The sequence below is a fragment of the Acidovorax sp. KNOB132 genome (assembly GCF_057541515.1).
Window position 1 is genome coordinate 1 of record NZ_BAAJYT010000079.1, and the last position, 16,018, is coordinate 16,018.

General features: G+C 69.4%; 16 protein-coding genes and 2 pseudogenes. 7 read left to right on the top strand and 11 right to left on the bottom strand.

Features of this window, described 5'->3' with window-relative positions; translation table 11 throughout:
• The 4 genes from AC27IO_RS12495 to AC27IO_RS12510 form a co-directional block, all read right to left on the bottom strand.
• The coding region (locus AC27IO_RS12495) for an ExbD/TolR family protein (RefSeq protein ID WP_498739112.1) at positions 1-453 on the bottom strand (453 nt) is incomplete at its 3' end.
• Positions 454-483: 30 nt separating this feature from the next.
• On the bottom strand, positions 484-1,170 hold the full coding sequence (locus tag AC27IO_RS12500; RefSeq protein WP_284407322.1) for a MotA/TolQ/ExbB proton channel family protein: 687 nt from the start codon (positions 1,168-1,170) through the stop codon (positions 484-486).
• Positions 1,171-1,187: 17 nt separating this feature from the next.
• Positions 1,188-2,036 carry a 4-hydroxy-tetrahydrodipicolinate reductase gene (dapB, locus tag AC27IO_RS12505; RefSeq protein WP_284431586.1) on the bottom strand — a complete coding sequence of 283 codons (849 nt, stop codon included), beginning with the start codon at positions 2,034-2,036 and terminating at the stop codon, positions 1,188-1,190.
• A gap of 58 nt (positions 2,037-2,094) precedes the next feature.
• On the bottom strand, positions 2,095-2,643 hold the full coding sequence (locus AC27IO_RS12510; protein ID WP_284407324.1) for an outer membrane protein assembly factor BamE: 549 nt from the start codon (positions 2,641-2,643) through the stop codon (positions 2,095-2,097).
• Positions 2,644-2,735: 92 nt separating this feature from the next.
• On the opposite strand from AC27IO_RS12510, the gene fur reads away from it, so the two are divergent.
• Positions 2,736-3,170 carry a ferric iron uptake transcriptional regulator gene (gene fur / locus AC27IO_RS12515; RefSeq protein ID WP_272566748.1) on the top strand — a complete coding sequence of 145 codons (435 nt, stop codon included), beginning with the start codon at positions 2,736-2,738 and terminating at the stop codon, positions 3,168-3,170.
• A gap of 46 nt (positions 3,171-3,216) precedes the next feature.
• On the opposite strand, the gene hprK is transcribed toward fur, so the two are convergent.
• The 3 genes from hprK to hpf all read right to left on the bottom strand — a co-directional run bounded on the left by hprK (position 3,217) and on the right by hpf (position 5,130).
• Positions 3,217-4,170 carry an HPr(Ser) kinase/phosphatase gene (gene hprK / locus AC27IO_RS12520; protein WP_272566747.1) on the bottom strand — a complete coding sequence of 318 codons (954 nt, stop codon included), beginning with the start codon at positions 4,168-4,170 and terminating at the stop codon, positions 3,217-3,219.
• Between the two features lie 31 nt (positions 4,171-4,201).
• On the bottom strand, positions 4,202-4,672 hold the full coding sequence (locus tag AC27IO_RS12525) for a PTS sugar transporter subunit IIA (protein WP_272550568.1): 471 nt from the start codon (positions 4,670-4,672) through the stop codon (positions 4,202-4,204).
• Positions 4,673-4,794: 122 nt separating this feature from the next.
• A complete protein-coding gene (gene hpf / locus AC27IO_RS12530; RefSeq protein ID WP_487089462.1) occupies positions 4,795-5,130 on the bottom strand; it encodes a ribosome hibernation-promoting factor, HPF/YfiA family in 336 nt (111 codons plus the stop codon).
• Positions 5,131-5,552: 422 nt separating this feature from the next.
• Here hpf and AC27IO_RS12535 point away from each other — a divergent pair, with 422 nt between their 5' ends.
• Complete coding sequence (locus tag AC27IO_RS12535; RefSeq protein WP_272566745.1) at positions 5,553-6,473, top strand: phosphoribosylaminoimidazolesuccinocarboxamide synthase; 921 nt, start codon at positions 5,553-5,555, stop codon at positions 6,471-6,473.
• A gap of 224 nt (positions 6,474-6,697) precedes the next feature.
• On the opposite strand, the pseudogene AC27IO_RS12540 reads toward AC27IO_RS12535, so the two are convergent.
• Together AC27IO_RS12540 and trxC are read right to left on the bottom strand one after the other, a co-directional pair.
• Positions 6,698-7,339: pseudogene (locus AC27IO_RS12540) on the bottom strand (YbaY family lipoprotein); the annotation flags it as partial.
• A gap of 32 nt (positions 7,340-7,371) precedes the next feature.
• Positions 7,372-8,400 carry a thioredoxin TrxC gene (trxC, locus tag AC27IO_RS12545; RefSeq protein WP_487113825.1) on the bottom strand — a complete coding sequence of 343 codons (1,029 nt, stop codon included), beginning with the start codon at positions 8,398-8,400 and terminating at the stop codon, positions 7,372-7,374.
• A 160-nt stretch (positions 8,401-8,560) separates the two neighbouring features.
• Here trxC and otsB point away from each other — a divergent pair, with 160 nt between their 5' ends.
• From otsB to otsA, 3 genes are read left to right on the top strand one after another with little or no spacing between them, the layout of a single operon-like run.
• Complete coding sequence (gene otsB, locus AC27IO_RS12550; RefSeq protein WP_284429681.1) at positions 8,561-9,298, top strand: trehalose-phosphatase; 738 nt, start codon at positions 8,561-8,563, stop codon at positions 9,296-9,298.
• Entirely contained in the window at positions 9,295-11,106 is a 1,812-nt protein-coding gene (locus tag AC27IO_RS12555; RefSeq protein ID WP_498739113.1) for a glycoside hydrolase family 15 protein, read from the top strand. Before otsB ends, AC27IO_RS12555 begins: the two co-directional genes overlap by 4 nt.
• Positions 11,107-11,166: 60 nt before the next feature.
• Entirely contained in the window at positions 11,167-12,534 is a 1,368-nt protein-coding gene (gene otsA, locus AC27IO_RS12560; protein WP_272565231.1) for an alpha,alpha-trehalose-phosphate synthase (UDP-forming), read from the top strand.
• A gap of 92 nt (positions 12,535-12,626) precedes the next feature.
• Here otsA and AC27IO_RS12565 read toward each other — a convergent pair whose 3' ends face one another.
• On the bottom strand, positions 12,627-13,517 hold the full coding sequence (locus AC27IO_RS12565) for a LysR substrate-binding domain-containing protein (RefSeq protein ID WP_498739114.1): 891 nt from the start codon (positions 13,515-13,517) through the stop codon (positions 12,627-12,629).
• 115 nt (positions 13,518-13,632) lie between these two features.
• Here AC27IO_RS12565 and AC27IO_RS12570 point away from each other — a divergent pair.
• Both AC27IO_RS12570 and dkgB read left to right on the top strand, forming a co-directional pair.
• Positions 13,633-13,766: pseudogene (locus tag AC27IO_RS12570) on the top strand (MFS transporter); the annotation flags it as partial.
• A gap of 146 nt (positions 13,767-13,912) precedes the next feature.
• On the top strand, positions 13,913-14,737 hold the full coding sequence (dkgB, locus tag AC27IO_RS12575) for a 2,5-didehydrogluconate reductase DkgB (RefSeq protein WP_498739115.1): 825 nt from the start codon (positions 13,913-13,915) through the stop codon (positions 14,735-14,737).
• Between the two features lie 24 nt (positions 14,738-14,761).
• On the opposite strand, the gene AC27IO_RS12580 is transcribed toward dkgB, so the two are convergent.
• A complete protein-coding gene (locus tag AC27IO_RS12580) occupies positions 14,762-15,745 on the bottom strand; it encodes a Bug family tripartite tricarboxylate transporter substrate binding protein (protein ID WP_284425388.1) in 984 nt (327 codons plus the stop codon).
• Positions 15,746-16,018: the final 273 nt, after the last annotated feature.

The following is a 16,018-nucleotide window of genomic DNA, read 5'->3' on the forward strand; positions in this document are numbered from 1 at the left end:
AGCAGCGGGAGAGGCCGGAGCGGCGGAAGGGATGCCCGGCGCGGCCGGGTCCGCCACGAAGCCGATGCGCCGCAGGCCCGCGGCGTTGGCCGCCCCCATCACCTCGACCACCCGGCCATACGGCACGGCGGTGTCGGCGCGCAACTGCACCTCGGTGTCGGGCTGCTCCCTGGCCAGCTGCGCCAGGCGCGCGGCCAGCGCCTGCGGGGCGAGCGGCACGTCGTCCAGGTAGGCCTGGCCCTCCTTGTCGAGCACCACGGTGACCGACTGCGGGGGCGCGCCGGGCGTGGCGCCGTCGGCGCGCGGCAGGTCCAGCCGGATCGAACTGGCCAGCAGCGGCGCGGTCAGGATGAAGATGACCACCAGCACCAGCATTACGTCCACCAGCGGGGTCATGTTGATGTCGCTCATGGGCTGCGGCCCGGTGGTGCGTTCGAGTCGGCCGAATGCCATGGCGCGTGCGGGGCGGGAGTCCGTCGCCGGTCAGTCGTTCGCCGCGGCGGGCGGGGCGATGCCGGATTCATCCAGCACCAGCTCGCGCAGGTCGCGCGCGAAGCCTTCCAGGTCGGCCTCGGTGCGGCCGATGAAGCGGCCGAACACGTTGTAGGCCAGCACGGCGGGAATGGCCACGGTCAGGCCGGCGGCCGTCATGACCAGCGCCTCGCCCACCGGGCCCGCCACTCGGTCGATGGTGATCTGGCCGGCCCCGGCCATGGCGGTGAGCGCATGGTAGATGCCCCACACGGTGCCCAACAGGCCCACGAACGGTGCGGTGGAGCCCACGGTGGCCAGCAGCACCTGCCCGAACTGCAGCCGGCCCAGCACGCCGTGCAGTGCATCGCGCAGGCCGCGCGTCAGCTGCTGGGACAGGCTGCCGCGCGCAGCCAGCGTGGCGGGGGCCTGATTGGCGCCGGCCACGGCGCTGGCCGCCTGCACCAGCGGCATCACCAGGCCATCGCGGTCGAAGGCAGGCAGGCGCTCGGCCGCCAGGGCGATCGACGGGGCTTGCCAGAAGGCGGCGATGGCGCGGGCCGCATCGCGGCGGGCACGGCGCATCAGCAGGGCCTTCCAGACGATCACGACCCAGCTGGCGACCGACATGGCCAGCAGCAGCAGCGCGCTGATCTGGGTGACCGCGTCGCCCTGACGCCACCAGTGCAGGCCGTCCATCGCGTGCGCGCCGGCCGTCAGGCGGCGTTCAGGCCCAGCACGTCGAACATGTCGAACAGGCCGGTCTGGTGCGCGGCGAGGAATCGCACGGCGCGCAGGCTGCCCTGGGCATAGGTCGTGCGGCTGGCGGATTTGTGGGTGATCTCGATGCGCTCGCCGGTGCCGGCGAACAGCACGGTGTGGTCGCCCACGATGTCGCCGCCGCGGATGGCGGAAAAGCCGATGCTCGACGGATCGCGCTCGCCCGTGATGCCCTCGCGGGCATAGACGGCGCAGTCCTTGAGATCGCGCCCCAGGGCCTGGGCGATGACCTCGCCCATCTTGAGCGCGGTGCCCGAGGGCGCATCCACCTTGTGGCGGTGGTGGGACTCGATGATCTCGATGTCGTAGCCGGTGGACATGGCCTTGGCGGCCAGCTCCAGCAGCTTGAGCGTGACGTTCACGCCCACGCTCATGTTGGGCGACAGCAGGATGGCGGTGCGTTCGCTGGCGGCGGCGATCTCGGCCTTTTGCGCGTCGGACAGGCCCGTGGTGCCGATGACCATCTTGACGCCCGTCTCGGCGCATACCGCGAGGTGGGCCATGGTGCCCTCGGGGCGGGTGAAGTCGATCAGCACGTCGGCGTGGCGCAGGCCTTCGCGCACGTCGGCCGTGATGGCCACGCCGCTGGCATGGCCCAGGAAGGCGGTGGCGTCGGAGCCGATGGCGGGGCTGGCCGCCACGTCGAGCGCGCCGGCCAGCACGCATTCGCCGCCGGTGTCGCGGATGGCTTCGATCAGCATGCGCCCCATGCGGCCGGAGGCCCCGGCGACGGCCACGCGGCAAGGGGTGGAGGGGGATGCGTTCGGGGAAGTGGTGGCGGTCATGGAAAGATCAGCGGCTAAGCCGCAGGGCCGGTGTTCACTAGGCCCTGGCCGGCGGGAATCAGCGGGTCGACGATTCCAGCGGCGGGTAGCTGGACGGCGGCGTGGGCACGGGCGAATCGGCAGGTTCGGGCAGCGTGGCCGGTTTGGGGAACTTGGCCAGCTGGGCCTCGGTCGCCTCCAGCACCGGCACCTTGTTCTTGGGGGTCCGGGTGCCCAGGGTGGCGACGAACTCGGCCTCGGTGGGCATCTCGTCGCCCTCGGCGCGCTCGAACACATCGCCGTTGAAGAACACGGTCAGCTTGCGCGACTGCACCTCGACGCCGGGGCGCTTGAGCGTGAAGACGTATTCCCAGCGGTCGGCGTGGAACAGGCTGGTCACCAGCGGCGTGCCAAGGATTTCCTTGACCTGCTGGCGCCCCATGCCGGGCTTGAGCGCCTCGACCTGCTCGCGGGAGACGAAGTTGCCTTGAACCACGTCCACCTTGTAGGGAGTGACCAGGCTGGCGACGCGGTTGCTGGCGCTGTCGAAGCTGCCGCAGGCCGTCAAGCTGGCGCCGATCAACAGGGTCAGGGCCCAACGGGCGCTGCAGCGGGCGGAAACGGACATGGAGTTAGGCATAGGCGATATGATCCGACCCATTGTAGCGGCAGCTTCTCCCGGGCTTTGGCACGCTGGTTTGGTACACGGAAACCCCTGTCATGACGAACATCGACGAACTCAAGAGCACCGGCCTGAAGGCGACCCTGCCGCGCCTGAAGATCCTCGAGATCTTCCAGAAGGGCGCGCAGCGCCACATGACCGCAGAAGACGTGTTCCGCGTGCTGCTGCAGGAGCGCTCGGACATCGGCCTGGCCACGGTGTACCGCGTGCTCACGCAATTCGAGCAGGCGGGCATCCTGAACCGCAGCAACTTCGAAAGCGGCAAGGCGGTGTACGAGCTCAACGAGGGCCAGCACCACGACCACTTCATCTGCACGGTCTGCGGCAAGGTCGAGGAGTTCTACGACCCCGAGATCGAAAAGCGCCAGCAGCTGGTGGCCAAGTCGAAGGGCTGGGTGGTGCAGGACCACTCGATGGCGCTGTACGGCCAGTGCGCCACCTGCGCCAAGCTGGCCACCACGCAGCACCGCTGAGCAGCGGGCGCGCGCCGCCCGGCGGGCCCGGGACGCGGCGCGATGGTCAGGAGCCGTCGCGCTCCATGGCGCGGCGGTGCCGCTCCACGAATTCCTGGTAGGTGTCGATCCCGCGCAGGTTCAGGATGGTGTTGCGCACGGCCGCCTCGACCAGCACGGCGATGTTGCGGCCCGCCACCACCTGGATCACCACCTTGAGCACCGGCACGCCCAGCACGTCCTGCGTGAGGGGCTCGTAGGGCATGCGTTCGTAGTCGCGCTCCAGCGTTTCCTTGCGCACCAGGTGCACGATGAGCTTGAGCCGCATCTTGCGCCGCACGGCGGTCTCGCCAAAGATCGCGCGGATGTCCAGCAGGCCGATGCCGCGCACTTCCAGCAGGTTCTGCAGCAGGTCGGGGCACTTGCCCTCGATGGTGGTCTGGTTGATGCGGAACAGGTCCACCGCGTCGTCGGCCACCAGGCCGTTGCCGCGCGAGATCAGCTCCAGGCCCAGCTCGCTCTTGCCCAGGCCCGACTCGCCGGTGATCAGCACGCCCAGGCCCAGGATGTCCATGAACACGCCGTGCATGGTGGTGCGGTCGGCGAAGTGCTTGGAAAGGTAGGCGCGCAGCACGTCGATGACGAAGGCCGACGACTCGTGCGTGGAGAACATCGGGATCTGCGCACGCTCGCACATGGACAGCAGCGCATCGGGCGCGACCTGGCTGTCGGCCAGCACCAGCACGGGCGGCTCCAGCGTGACGATGCGGGCGATGCGGCGCTTGCAGTCCTCGGGCGTCGCGTTGGTGAGGTAGGCGGTTTCGCGCTCGCCCAGAATCTGCACCCGGTACGGATGGATGTAATTGAGGTAGCCCACCAGGTCGGCGCCGGAGCGCGCGGAGCGCACGGCCACCTCGTCGAAGCGCCGCTCGGAGGCCCCGAGGCCGGCGACCCATTCCCACTTCAGCGGGCCGCGGAACTCCTCGAACAGGACATCGGCGCTGACGACGTTGGGTTTCACGGAAGGTTCAGCGTTCGCAGCGGCGGAGGGGTCAGGCGGTGGCCTGGGCGGACTGCCAGCCGGCGATCAGGCCGTGCAGTTCGGCGGCATCGGTGCTGCCCTTGATGCGCTCGCGCAGCGAGCCATCGCTCAGCAGCTCGGCGATCTCGGACAGGATCTCCAGGTGCTTTTGCGTGGCCGCCTCGGGCACCAGCAGGAAGATCAGGAGCCCGACGGGCTGCTCGTCCGGCGCATCGAAACCGATCGGGTGGGCCAGCTGGAAGACGGCGGCCATCGGCGCCTTCAGGCCCTTGATGCGGCCATGCGGGATGGCGACACCGTGGCCCAGTCCCGTGGAGCCCAGCCGCTCGCGGGCAAAGAGGCTGTCGGTGATGAGGGCGCGCGACAGGCCGTGCTGGCTCTCAAACAACAACCCTGCCTCTTCGAAAGCGCGCTTTTTGCTGGTGGCGTCGACGCTCACGAGCACTTGAGCGGCAGGCAGGATGGAGGCAAGACGGTTCATGGTGGAGGGTTGCGATTATGCACCCCCTAGCATAAACCCTGAGCACTTTGAGGAGGGGCATAAAAAAACCGCCCCTGAGGGCGGCGTGGCGAAGGGCCTGGCTGCTCAGGCCCCGGCACCCATCAGGCCACCAGCTCCCGCTTGATGGCGCCATGGTGGTGGTTCTGGATGCGGTCCTTGTGGCGGACCACCTGGCGGTCCAGCTTTTCCACCAGTTCGTTCACGGCCACGTACAGGTCGGAATGGGAACTCTCGGCGAACAGATCACTGCCTTTCACATGCACGTTGCATTCCGCGCGCTGGCGTTTTTCCTTCTCCTTTTGCTTCTCGACGGTGAGCAGCACCTTGACGTCGACCACCTGGTCGAAATGCTTGCTGATGATGTCCAGCTTTTCCGTCACATGGGCGCGCAATGCGGGAGTGACTTCGAGGTGGTGACCGCTGATCGTCAGGTTCATAAAACTGGCCTCCTGGGCTTGCGTTGAAGAAGCGCCGTCCTCAAAGGTCTGGTGGAAGGACGGCCCGGCGAAAGGTCAACTCATGCATGTGTTGGATTCACTATGCGCCCGCCCCCGGGCAATTGCAAACGCATACCGAAGTCGGCTGTCGGGTCTTGCCCTCCCAGGTGCCAAGGGCCGAAAAACGGCGCAAAATAGCCTGGCTTTGCTCCGCGGCACACAGCGCAGACGCCTTCGCGGGGCGCACCGCCGGCACGGCGCCCTGCCGACGCGATGGCCCGCCGTCCGCTGCGGTCCCGGCCCACGCCCCACCCTCCCGACCGCCCTGCACCGGCCATCCCGGCACGCGCCCTAAAATCGCGGACTGGCCGGCCCTGCCGCCGAAAGCCGCGGCTTTCTCGTTCGCAATCGCTTCACCCACCATGACCCTGCCCCTTTCCTCCGCACTGCACACCTCCGCCCTCACGTCCCTGCCGCTGCTCGCGCGCGGCAAGGTGCGCGACAACTACGCCGTGGGCGACGACCGCATCCTGATGGTGGCCAGCGACCGCCTCTCGGCCTTCGACGTGATCATGGGCGAGCCGATTCCGGGCAAGGGCGAGCTGCTCACGCAGATGGCACTGTTCTGGTTCGACAAGCTGGGCCACCTGTGCCCCAACCACCTGACGGGCGACGATCCCGAGAGCGTGGTGACGCCGGACGAAGCACCCCAGGTGCGGGGCCGCTCGATGCTCGTGCAGCGCCTGCAGCCGATCCCCGTGGAGGCGGTGGTGCGCGGCTACCTGGCCGGCAGCGGCTGGAAGGAATACCAGGAATCGCGCGCCGTGTGCGGCGTGCAGCTGCCCGAGGGCCTGACCAATGCGGCCAAGCTGCCGCAGCCCATCTACACCCCGGCCGCCAAGGCCGCGATGGGCGAGCACGACGAGAACATCACCTTCGAGCGCACGGTGGAGATGATCGGCATCGAGCTGGCCACGAAGATCCGCGACCTCAGCATCGCCATCTACCAGGAGGCTGCGGCCATCGCGCTGGAAAAGGGCATGATCATTGCCGACACCAAGTTCGAGTTCGGCCTCGCGCCCGACGGCACGCTGGTGCTGATGGACGAGGTGCTCACGCCCGACAGCTCGCGCTACTGGCCCGTGGAAGGCTACGAAAGCGCTCTGGCCGCCGGCGAGAACCCGCCCAGCTACGACAAGCAGTTCGTGCGCGACTGGCTGGAGCAGACGCAGATCAACGGCAAGCCCTGGAACAAGACCGCGCCCGCCCCGCGCCTGCCGCGCGAAGTGGTCGAGAAGACTGCCGCCAAGTACCGCGAGGCGCTCGAGCGCCTGGTAGGCTGAACGGCCCTGCCGCGCGCGCCAGGGAGCGCAGCGGCATCGGGCGGCCCGTGCGGCCGCCTCACTCCAGCTCGATGGCCTCCAGCCGCAGCAGCACGCGCGCCTCTTCGCCGAACAGCAGCAGTTGCCGCCCTTCCTGGCGGTAGGTCCGGACTTCGTCCAGCGCGTGCAAAAAAACGGCCCTCCAGGGTGGCCGTCTGCAGGCACAGCTGCAGGGTCGTGTTGATCTGCGTCATCCGCAGGCGCACGCCATCGACCGCGTAGCTCGCCAGAAAGCGGTTGCAGCCCCCTGCCCCGCGCGCTTGTCCCCCTTCGCTGTCCAGCACCAGATGCGGCTCGGGCGCGCCAGCGGGGGCCGGCGGCACGGCCGTGTCGTCGATTTCCACCAACCGCCAGTAGGTCTGCCGCAGCGGCACCTCGGCCTGCGCGGTCGCCTTGTCCAGAGGCAGGCGGTGCAGCTCGACATCCACGCGCCGATAGGCCGGGTCCGGCGGCAGCGGATGGATGCCATCGGAGGCGAACCGCACATAGCCTTGCAGGGACAGCGAGGCGCGAACCCGGTAGCGGCCCGGCAGCAGCGGCTGCGTGAGCGCGGACCGGAAAGGAATCTGCAACTGGTACGGCGGCGGCCCCGGCAGCTCGATGCGCTGGCGCCCGAGCACCGTGGGCGGCGCGTCAGGCCGCGAGACGTCGAGCAGCGCCGCCTCGAACACGGCCGGCTCGTCGGGCGGCACGTAAAGGCGCTCACGCGAGAACACCGTGCCGATGACCATGGCATCGGGCGGGGGCGATGTGGCGCAGCCCGCCAGGGCGAGAACCAGCACCGAGGCCACGGCCAGGGCCGCCGCACGGGCCCGTTCAGCGCCCATGGACCGGGCGGCTTCGGTGGCTGGGGCGCCGGTCAGCTCAGCACCACGCTGGACAGGCGGCGGCGGTAGGTGGCGACCGTCGGGTCTTCCGGCGGGATCTGGCCTTCGGCCACCTTCACCCGGGGCGGCTCGATGATCTCGAGCACGGCCACATAGGTCTTGCGCGCGGCCTCGTCGCTCCAGGCCTTGTCGCGCATGAGGATTTCCAGCAGTTCGTCCATGGCCTCGGTCCAGCGCTGGTGCGCGATGAACCAGCGCGCCCGGCCGAAGCGGGCGTCGAAATCGCGGCGGTTGGCGGCAATCCCGGCATCGAAATCGGCCAACGCCGAAGGGCCGTTTGCCTCCCTGGCCACGAAATCGATCGCATCCATCCAGGCCTTGAGCGCACCCAGCTTGCGCGATGCCGGGGCCTTGGCGATCACGGGGGCGAAGGCGACCTTGGCGTCGTCCTCGCGGCCCAGCTGCAGCAGCAGCTTCACGTAGTCGAAGCGGGCGTCGTCGTTGGCGGGGTCGGTGGCGACGGCGTGCTGCAGCTTTTCCAGCGCGGTGTCGGTATCGCCGTCGGCCAGCGCGTCCTGCGCCAGCTCCTCCTCCTGCTCGGCCAGGGCCGCCTCGGCGGTGGGCACGTGCTTGTCGAGGAAGGCCCGCACCTGCCCCTCGGGCTGGGCGCCCATGAAGCCATCGACGGGCTGGCCGTTCATCAGCAGCACGCAGGTGGGAATGCTGCGGATGCCGAACATGCCGGCGATCTGCTGCTCCTGGTCGGAGTCGATCTTCACGAGCTTGAAGCGGCCCTCGTACTCGGTCTCCAGCTTCTCCAGGATGGGCCCGAGCGACTTGCACGGGCCGCACCAGGGCGCCCAGAAATCCACCAGCACCGGAATGTGGCTGCGCTGCACGTGGCGCTCGAAACCATCGGCGTCCAGCGCCAGAGGGGCGCCGGCGAAGAGCGGCTGATGGCACTGCCCGCAGTCGGGCGCGCTCGCCAGCTGGTCCGTCCGCACGCGATTGGTGGTGTGGCAATGGGGGCAGACGATGTGGAGGGGCGAGGTGTCGTTCATGGAAGGCCGCAATGAGGAAGGGTGGTGGCCCAGGCTGGCACAGGGCACCGGGGCAGGCCCATCGCACATGGGCGCTGCGGCGGGCGTTTTCAACCCGCCTACAGCCGCCCTGCCTTGGCGCCTACAGCCCGCGCGAAGGCTTCTGGTAAGGTGGCTGGCAATGCAAAATCTACCGCTACTGACTGCGAGATACGCACTTTTCCTCGATTTTGACGGCACGCTCGCCGATATTGCGTCCCACCCCGATGCGGTGCAGGTGCCCCCGGGCATCGTGCCGGCGCTGCAGGCGCTGCACGAGCGGCTGGGCGGTGCCCTGGCCATCGCGACGGGCCGCACGCAAGCCGACATCGACCGCTTCCTGTCCCCCCTTCAGCTGCCGCTGGCCTGCGAGCATGGCGCCCAGTACCGCCTGAACAGCGGGCTCGTGGGGGCCGTGCCGGCCATGGATCTGACGGCGGTCATCCGCACCATCGAGGCACTGCGCGACCGCTATCCCGCCCTGGTCCTGGAACGCAAGAGCGCCGGCGTCGCGCTGCACTACCGGCAGGCGCAGGAACTCGAAGCGCTGTGCCGATCGACGCTGGAGCATGCGCTGAAGCACGCGCCCGGGCTCGAACTGATGCAGGGCAAGTGCGTGCTGGAGATCAAGCCATCGGGACCCAGCAAGGGACGGGCGATCACCGACTTCATGCAGCACCCGCCCTTCCAGGGCCGCATCCCCGTGTTCGCGGGCGACGACGTGACGGACGAGAACGGCTTCGTTGCCACCCAGGCCCTGGGCGGCATCGGCATCAAGGTGGGCCCGGGCGAGACGCAGGCGACGGTGCGCTGCGACGACACCACCGTCCTGCGCGAATGGCTCTACCAGATGGCGGCGCCGGAAAGGCCCGCCGCATGAAGACCGGTTCCCATTTCGGCCCGCCCGCCGAGCCCTCGCTCGCCCTGGGCCTGATCGGCAACTGCGCCATCAGCGCCCTGGTGGATGCGCAGGCGCACATCGTGTGGTGCTGCCTGCCCCGCTTCGACGGCGACCCGGTGTTCAACGCCCTGCTGCAGCCGGGCGACGAAGGCAGCCGCTTCGCCATCGAAATCGAAGACCTCGCCACCACCGAGCAGTGGTACGAGCCCAATACCGCGGTGCTGCGCACGCGGCTCACCGACCGTTCGGGCAACAGCATCGAAATCACGGATTTCGCCCCGCGCTTCTACGCCCGGTCGCGCTACTTCCGGCCCATGATGCTGGTGCGCCGCGTGCGCCGACTCGAGGGCGCACCGCGCATCCGCGTGACGGTGGACGTGCGCTACGGCTGGGGCAAGGACGCGCCCGAGATCACGCAGGGCAGCAACCACATCCGCTACGTGGGCGAGGAGCTGACGCTGCGGCTGAACACCGACGTGCCCATCTCCCACGTGCTGTCGGGCCAGCCCTTCGTGATGGCGCGCGAGCACAACTTCCTTCTGGGTGCCGACGAGTCGCTGCCCGCCGGCATTGCCGACACGGCGCGCCACTACGAGCAGGAAACCGTGTGGTACTGGCGCCATTGGACGCAGCGCCTGGCCGTGCCGCTCGAATGGCAGGACGCGGTGATCCGCGCGGCCATCACGCTCAAGCTCTCGCTGTTCGAGGACACCGGCGCCATCGTGGCGGCCATGACCACGAGCATTCCCGAATCCGCGGACAGCGGCCGTAACTGGGACTACCGCTACTGCTGGCTGCGCGATGCGTTCTTCGTCGTGCGGGCGCTCAACAGCCTGTCCGAGACGGCGACGATGGAGGACTACCTGCGCTGGCTCAGCAACGTGGTGGCCGAGGCCAGCGACGGCCACATCCAGCCGCTGTACGGCATCGGCCTGGAGCACGACCTGCCCGAGGCCTTCGTGCCGCACCTGGCCGGCTACCGGGGCATGGGCCCGGTGCGGGTGGGCAACCAGGCGGCCGAACATTTCCAGCACGACGTGTACGGCAACATCATCCTGGGCGCGGCCCAGGCTTTCCACGACCAGCGGCTGCTGCACCCGGCGGGCGCGACCGAGTTCTCGCGCATGGAGCAGATCGGCGAGCTGGCCGTGCGCGTGTACGGCCAGCCCGACGCCGGCATGTGGGAGCTGCGCACCCGCGCCCGCGTGCACACCTCGTCGGCGCTGATGAGCTGGGCCGCCTGTGACCGCCTGGCCAAGATCGCCCACTCGCTGCAGCTGCCGGAACGCGCCGACTACTGGAGCGCGCACGCCCGGTCGATGCGCGACGAGATCCTGGAAAAGTCCTGGAGCGAGGAGCGCCAGGCCTTCGCCGAGAGCTTCGGCGGCAACGAACTGGACGCCAGCGTGCTGCTGATGGCCGAGGTGGGCCTGATCGACCCGATGGACCCACGCTTCGTCTCGACGGTGGACGCCATGGAGGCGTCGCTCTGCGACGGCCCCTACATGCGCCGCTACGAGGCCGCCGACGACTTCGGCAAGCCCGACACCGCCTTCAACATCTGCGCGTTCTGGCGCATCGACGCGCTGGCCCGCATCGGCCGAAAGGCGAAGGCGCGCGAGATCTTCGAGGCCCTGCTGGCCACGCGCAACCCGCTCGGACTGCTGTCCGAGGACACGCACGCGCAGACCGGAGAGATGTGGGGCAACTTCCCGCAGACCTATTCCATGGTCGGCATCATCAATGCCGCCGTCCGGCTGTCCGACCCCTGGGACAGCGTGATCTGAAAGGCACCGCATCCGCCACGCCCACCCCGACTGCCCGTTCGCACCGCAAGGAAATTTCCCATGAGCCGCCTCGTCGTCATCTCCAACCGCATCGCCGACCCCCGCAAGCCCGCCGCCGGAGGCCTGGCGGTCGCGCTGGGCGAGACGCTGAGCCGCACCGGAGGCCTGTGGTTCGGCTGGAGCGGCAATATCTCCGAAGACGGCCTGCCCGGTGAAGGCAAGCTGCAGACGCGCCAGGCGGGCACCGTCACCCTGGCCACCGTGGATTTGTGCCAGGAAGACCACGACAGCTACTACAGCGGCTACAGCAACAGCGTGCTGTGGCCCGTGTTCCATTACCGATTGGACCTGGCGGATTTCAACGCCAGCTACATCGCCGGCTACCGCCGCGTGAACCAGATGTTCGCCCGCAAGCTGCTGCCGCTGCTCAAGGAAGACGACACCATCTGGGTGCACGACTACCACTTGATCCCGCTTGCCGCCGAGCTGCGGGCGCTGGGCTGCCGCCAGCGCATCGGGTTCTTCCTGCACATCCCGGTGCCGCCGCCGCTCATCATGGCCGCCATCCCGCAGCACGAATGGCTCATGCGCTCCCTGTTCGCCTACGACCTTGTGGGCCTGCAGAGCGAGGCCGACGTGTCGCACTTCACGCGCTACCTGAGCAACGAGGCCAATGCGGAAACCGTGGGCCCGCAGCACCTGCGCGCCTTCGGCGCCACGGTGCAGGTGGGGGCCTTCCCCATCGGCATCGACGTGGACGAATTCACCCGCCTGGCCGCCGCGCCCGAGGCCGTGCAGACCTTCACCGCCATGCGCGACGAGTATTCGCGCCGGCGCCTGCTGCTGGGCATCGACCGGCTGGACTACTCCAAGGGCATCCCGCAGCGCGTGCGCGCCTTCCGCGAGCTGCTGGCGCGCTACCCCGAGAACCACCACAGCGCCACGCTGGTGATGATCGCCTCGCCCACCCGCGACAGCGTGGACGCCTATGCCGACCTGCGCCAGGAGCTGGAAGGCCTGTGCGGCGCCATCAACGGCGACTACGGCGAACTCGACTGGATGCCGCTGCGCTACATCCACCGCACCGTGGCCCGCAAGCGCGTGCCGGGCCTGTGCCGCGCCGCCGCCGTGGGCCTGGTGACGCCGCTGCGCGACGGCATGAACCTCGTCGCCAAGGAATACATCGCCGCCCAGGACCCGGACGACCCCGGCGTGCTGGTGCTGTCGCGCTTCGCCGGCGCGGCCGAGCAGATGAAGGAAGCGCTGCTGGTCAACCCCTACGACACGCAGGGCATGGCCGACACCATCCAGACCGCGCTGCAGATGCCGCTCAAGGAACGCCAGCGGCGCCACCAGGCGCTGATGGAGCGCATCCGGGAGCACGACATCCACTGGTGGCGCAAGACGTTCCTGGAAACGCTGGGCTGAGGGGTTGCAGCCGGAGGGCCGGCTCGGAAATGCCGGCAAGACCGCCTGGGCCGCCACGATTACGGCGCGCGCCTGAATCGCCCCCCACCCCCTCAGAACGCCTTCAGCCGCTCCTGCAAAAAATCCAGAAAGCACGCGATGCGCGCGGCCAGCTGCGTGTTGCGGTAGTACACCGCGCTGATCGGCTGGCGCACGTCGGCCGTGTCCTTCGCCAGGACCTGCACCAGATCGCCCCGGTCGCGGTCGGCGGCGGTCATGAAGTCGGACAGGCACACGATGCCCGCACCCCGCAATGCCAGCTGGCGCAGCGTTTCGCCGCTGGAGGCGGTGATGTCCGGCGTGATAGGCCATTCGTCGCCATGCGCGCCGCGCAGCGGCCAGCGGTTGAGCGATTCGACCTGTGAAAAACCCAGCAGCGTGTGGCGGCCGAGGGCCGCCGCGGTCCTGGGCCGGCCGTGTTCGGCGAGATAGGCCGGACTCGCCAGCACCCGGATGCGGCTCGTGGCCAGCGGCCGGGCGTGCAGTGTGGAGTCGCGCAGCGGGCCGATGCGGATCGCCACGTCGGTGCGGCGCGCCAGCAGGTCGATGTTCAGCTCGTCGGTGTCCAGCTCCAACGTGATTTGCGGGTAGGCGCGGCGGAACTCGGGCACCAGCGGAACGACGGCGTGCAGCATGAACGGCGTGGCGGCGTTCACGCGCAGTCGGCCGGCGGGCTGGAGCCGGCGTGCGGCCATGTGCTCCTCGGCGTCGTCCAGCGCGGCGAGGATCGCGCGGGTGCGGGCCAGGAAGGCCTGGCCCTCTTCGGTGAGTTCGATGCGGCGCGTGGTGCGGCGCAGCAGGGTGGTCTCGAGCTTCTTCTCCAGCCGCGCCAGCGCCCGGCTGATGCCGGAGACGGTCTGGCCCAGGTGCTCGGCGGCGGCCGTGATGGAGCCGCCGTCCACCACGGCGGCAAAGGCCTGGAGTTCTTCGAGCGTGGTCTTCATGGTGCGTGGTCCGGCCGTTTCATTGTTGATTCCAGGGCAAGTATCTATGGAGCGAAACCGGGTTTTTCTGCAAAGGATAAACCCGCAGACTCGGCGCATCTTCAGGAGTGCTTCCATGCCCATTGCCTTGTTCGCGCTGACGCTCAGCGCTTTCGCCATCGGAGCGACTTCGTGATCGTCAGCCTGCTGCCCACGGCGGCGGCGGATGTTTCCATCGGCCTGCCCTCGGCCGGCCTGCTGGTGTCGCTGCCCCTCACGCACTACAGCGCGGTGCTGGACCGCCGCAGCCGCTTCGCGGTGCGCACGGGCAATCCGGCCGTCGCAGTCCATTGATCCGGCCGCTTTGCATGGCCAACCTTTTTCCGTTCACCCCTTCATTTCCATCGGAGACTTTCATGACCACACCCGTTGCCGCCCCCACCGTGCCTGCCTTCGGCCTGGGCACCTTCCGCCTGAAGGACCAGATCGTCATCGACTCGGTGAAAACCGCGCTGGCGCTGGGCTACCGCCACATCGACACCGCGCAGATCTACGGCAACGAGTCCGAGGTCGGCCAGGCCATCGCCGAGAGCGGCGTGCCGCGCGACGAACTGTTCATCACCACCAAGGTCTGGACCGACCACCTGGCGGCCGACCGGCTCGTTCCCAGCCTGAAGGAAAGCCTCGCCAGGCTGCGCACCGACCGGGTGGACCTCACGCTGATCCACTGGCCGTCGCCCGGCGGCGCGGTGCCGGTGGGAGAGTCGCTGGGCGCACTGGCCGAGGCCCAGGCGCAGGGACTGACGCGGGCCTTCGGCGTATCGAACTTCAACATCCCCCTGCTGCGCGAAGCCATCGCTGCCGTGGGTGCGGACCGCATCGCCACGCACCAGATCGAGCTGCACCCCTACCTGCAGAACCGCGCGGTGGTGGACTTCGCGCGCAGCCAGGGCATCCATACCACGTCGTACATGACGCTGGCCTACGGCCAGGTGCTGCAGGACCCGGTGATCCAGGCCATCGCGGCGGAACTGGCGGCCACGCCGGCGCAGGTGGCCCTCGCCTGGGCCATGCAACTGGGCCATGCGGTGATTCCCTCGTCCACGCAGCGCGCCCACCTGCAAAGCAATCTGAAAGCACCGCAGCTGCGCCTGACGGACGGGCAGATGCAGCGCATCGCCGCACTGGAGCGCGGCGGCCGGCTGGTCGATCCGCAAGGCCTGGCACCGGCCTGGGACTGACCCGGCCCGCCCCGTGCGCGGCGGCTATTCCTCGGACGAAAAGCCCGACGCCGCCACCACGGGTGCCCAGCGCTCGCGCTCCTGCGCCAGTTGCCGCGCGAACTCTTCGGGGGTGCTGCTGACGGGCTCGAAGCCCAGCTTGGCCAGCGACTCCACCACGGCCGGATCGCGGATCGCCTGCTGCGCCAGCGCCAGCAGCCGGTCGACCTGCGCGGCGGGCGTCTTGGCGGGCAGGTACAGCCCATAGCTTTCCACGCCGTGGATGCCGGCGAAGCCCTGCTCTTCGAACGTGGCGACATCGGGCAGGAAGCGCGAGCGCCGCGTGTCGGTCACGCCCAGCACGCGCACCCGGCCGGTGGGCAGATGCGGCAGGCAGTCGCCCACGCTGAAGCAGCCGGAGGCGACCTGCCCGCCCATCAGGTCCTGCAGGCCCGGGGCCGCGCCACGGTAGGGCACATGCGTGAGCTGGATGCCGGCCGCGCGGGCGAACTGGGTGCCCAGAAAGTGCGGCATGGCACCGGCCGCGGGCGAGGCGTAGCCCTCGGGCTCGGTCCGCGCCTTCGTCCAGTCGGCGAACTGGCGCAGGGTCTTGACCGACTCGGGCACCTTCGGCCCGACCATGAAGCCGCAGGTGGACAGGGCCACCGGCGTCACGGCGATGAAGTCCGTGGCCGGCCGGTACTGCAGGCGCTTGTAGACGTGCGGGTAGATGGTCAGCATGGACGAGGGGCTGAGCACCAGGGTGAGCCCATCGGGCGGCGCGTCCTTGAGCGTGGCCAGGGCAATGCGCCCGCCCGCGCCCACCTTCTGCTCGACCACCGTGGTGGTGCCGGTGCGGCCACGCCACTGCTCGGCCAGGCGGCGGGCCACCACGTCGATCGATCCCCCGGCGGGAAACCCCACCAGGATGCGGGGCACGCCCTGCTGCGCCCGTGCGGGCGCTCCCAGGCCAGCGGCGGCCAGCCCTGCCAGCGCCAGGCCGGCCTGGCGTCGGTTCATCTTCGTCATGCGTTGTCTCCTTGTGTGGGTTCTGTTGGGGCAAGGCCGGAAAGCATGCCAGACGACCGTGCCGGCCGGAGCCATGGGGCCATCAGGGGGGCGGGGATCAAGGGAGGGGCGCGGACGACGCCGCTGCCGCCGCCGTTGCCAGGCGCTCCAGCAGCGGATGCAGTTGCCCGCCGCCCTCGCCCACCGCCTGCACCAGCGCCGCATCGTGCGCCAGCACCGCCTCGCTCAGCCGCTGCAGCGCGGCGCGGCCCGCGGGCGTGGGGTGCAGGGTCC